The organism is Pseudomonas edaphica (genome assembly GCF_005863185.1).
In the GTDB taxonomy this organism is placed as follows: domain Bacteria; phylum Pseudomonadota; class Gammaproteobacteria; order Pseudomonadales; family Pseudomonadaceae; genus Aquipseudomonas; species Aquipseudomonas edaphica.
Genome location: NZ_VBVZ01000712.1, coordinates 1 through 2914, shown reverse-complemented (window position 1 = coordinate 2914; position 2914 = coordinate 1). Strand labels below are relative to the sequence as shown.

The 2914-nt window shown below is 60.5% G+C and carries 2 protein-coding genes and 1 pseudogene; 1 reads left to right on the top strand and 2 read right to left on the bottom strand.

What is annotated here, in order from left to right:
• Positions 1-90: 90 nt before the first annotated feature.
• Both FEM54_RS29380 and argF read right to left on the bottom strand, forming a co-directional pair.
• Complete coding sequence (locus FEM54_RS29380; protein ID WP_017137037.1) at positions 91-1200, bottom strand: ABC transporter ATP-binding protein; 1110 nt, start codon at positions 1198-1200, stop codon at positions 91-93.
• Positions 1197-2117 carry an ornithine carbamoyltransferase gene (argF, locus tag FEM54_RS29375; RefSeq protein ID WP_069786197.1) on the bottom strand — a complete coding sequence of 307 codons (921 nt, stop codon included), beginning with the start codon at positions 2115-2117 and terminating at the stop codon, positions 1197-1199. Before argF ends, FEM54_RS29380 begins: the two co-directional genes overlap by 4 nt.
• A gap of 422 nt (positions 2118-2539) precedes the next feature.
• Between argF and FEM54_RS29365 the strand changes: the two are divergent.
• A pseudogene (locus tag FEM54_RS29365) lies at positions 2540-2845 on the top strand (molybdopterin-dependent oxidoreductase); the annotation flags it as partial.
• Positions 2846-2914: the final 69 nt, after the last annotated feature.

Below are 2914 nucleotides of genomic sequence, written 5' to 3'. Positions count from 1 at the left end.
ATGCAGACACCTCGGTCTGTCAGTTGAACCGAGGTGATGCAATCGCAGGCAAGCCAGCTCCCACATTTTTTACCCGGTTTAGTCAGTTGCTCAGTGGGCGGCGCTGTAACGTCGCACGCCGGATTCGACTTGAGGAATCTGCGCCGCCGTGCTGCCCGATGCCTGAAACAACACCAGATGCTCCGCCGCCACCCGAATCCCCACCTGCGCGCCCACCTGATGGTCGGCATGGCTGGGGAAAATCGACTCCAGCTGTGCACCGGTCGGCAGTTGCAAGCGGTACAAGGTCGAAGCACCGAGGAAAGTCTTGCCGACAATCCGCGCTTTTAACGCGCTGTCGGGTGCGTAAACGATGTCATCCGGACGTAGCAACACATCCACCGCGCCACCCGTTGGCCAGGTGTAGGCACGGTTGCCACGCAGATCACCCAGTTCGGTACTCACCGATTCCGGCGAACTCAATTGCCCGCGAATGAAGTAACCCTGGCCGATAAAGCTGGCGACATAAGGGGTTTGCGGTTCGTGGTAGAGGTTGTAGGGCGTGTCCCACTGCTCAAGACGGCCCTCTTTGAATACGCCCACGTGATCACTCACGGCGAAGGCTTCTTCCTGATCATGGGTGACCAGAATCGCGCTGGTGCCGCGCGCCTTGAGAATGTCGCGTACTTCATGGCTGAGCTTGCGCCGCAGTTCACCGTCGAGGTTGGAGAAAGGTTCATCGAGCAGCAACAGTTGCGGTTCCGGCGCCAAGGCGCGGGCGAGGGCGACGCGTTGTTGCTGGCCGCCGGAAAGTTCGTGGGGGAAACGCTTGCCGAGGTTTTTCAGGTTGACCAGTTCCAGCAGTTCGCCAACCACGCGGTCTTTTTGCGGGTGCTTGCGAATGCCAAAGGCGATGTTGTCGGCCACGCTCAAATGCGGAAACAGCGCGTAGTCCTGGAACACCATGCCAATGCGGCGTTTCTCCGGCGCCAGGGTGAACCCGGCGCTGGAGATTACTTCACCGGCCAGGCTGATCTCACCTTCATGCACCGGCTCAAACCCGGCAATGGCCCGCAAGGTCGTGGTTTTGCCGCAACCCGAGGAACCCAGCAGGCAGCCGATGTCGCCGGCGTTGAGGTGCAGGTTGAGGTTCTGCACCACGCGTTGATCTTGATAACCGCATGCCAGATTGCGCAGGTTCAGCAGTAATGGCTGGCTCATGCGTGGTGGTACGACGGCGGGACGAGGAATTCGAGCAGCGCCTTTTGCGCATGCAGGCGGTTCTCAGCCTGGTCCCACGCCACCGAACGCTCATCGTCGAGCAGGTCGAGGCTGATTTCTTCGCCCCGGTGCGCGGGCAGGCAGTGCATGAACAGCACGTCCGGCGCGGCCAGGTCGAGCAGGGCACGGGTCACCTGGAACGGCGCGAACAGCGCCAGGCGCTTGGCGGTTTCTTCTTCCTGGCCCATGGAGGTCCACACGTCGGTGCTCACCAGGTGCGCGCCGATGACCGCGTCACGCGGGTCGCGCACCACGGTCACGCGATCACCGGCCTGGGCCAGGAAACGTGCATCCGGCTCGTAGCCTTCGGGGCAGGCAACGCGCAGTTGGAAGTCGAACTGGATCGCCGCTTCTATATAGCTGTTGCACATGTTGTTGCCGTCCCCGATCCAGGCCACGGTCTTGCCCTGGATCGAACCACGGTGTTCAAGGAAGGTTTGCATGTCGGCCAGCAACTGGCACGGGTGCAGGTCATCGGACAGGCCGTTGATCACCGGTACGCGCGAGTTGGCGGAAAATTCGGTCACGGTGCTGTGGGCAAAAGTACGGATCATCACCGCATCGAGCATGCGCGACATCACGCGGGCAGCGTCGGCGATCGGTTCGCCGCGGCCCAGTTGGGTGTCACGCGAGGACAGGAAGATGGCTTGACCACCCAGCTGGATCATGCCGGCTTCGAACGACACGCGGGTGCGGGTCGACGACTTCTCGAAAATCATCCCGAGCACACGGTTTTTCAAAGGCTCGAACAGTACGCCGCGGTTACGCAGGTCTTTAAGCTCAATGCCTCGACGGATCACGCTGACCAGCTCTTCGGGCGTGCAATCCATCAGGGAGAGAAAGTGCCTTGCGCTCATCATTAACTACCTTTTTGCAACAGACCGCAGATACTCAAAGCCTTGTTTATTGTGACAACGGGCGAGACCTGCGGCGAAAGCCGCACGGGGCGACGAAATAGGGGAAGGCGCGATCTTATAATTAAATGTCGCGTCTTACCAATAGGGCTACAGTTTTTAAGGGTGTTCAAGAGGGGCGCCGAAGCGCTTTTGAAGACTGATTCCTGACAGCAGCGACCCATTTGTACACTGGCGCCAAGACCTTTTGCAATGTGTGGGGCGGGCCTGGAGCGGGTTGTGTCGGTTTCGGAGCGCCTATGCAAAGATTTGAAACACTTGCCCATGGCCTGGCCTGATGCCCCTCGATTCACAGAACGAACGTTGCTGGTGCGCGTTCAGGTGTCGGGCCATAGTTGGGCCAAAGCCCAATAAAGAGACTGGCCATGACCAAGACTCTCCACCACCGTGCCTGCCATCTGTGTGAAGCCATCTGCGGCCTGACCCTGGAAACCACCCAGGCGGACGACGGCAGCCTGGCGATCACCTCTATCAAGGGCGACCCGCTGGACGCGTTCAGCCGCGGACACATTTGCCCAAAAGCCGTGGCGCTGCAGGATATTCAGAACGACCCCGACCGCCTGCACCAGCCCATGCTGCGAGTGGGCAGCGACTGGCAGCCGATCCCGTGGGACGAGGCCTTTGCACTGGTAGCCGAACGCCTCGCAGGCATCAGGCCAGGCCATGGGCAAGTGTCTCAAATCTTTGCCTAGGCCCTCCGAAACCGACACAACCCGCTCCAGGCCCGCCCCACACAGTGC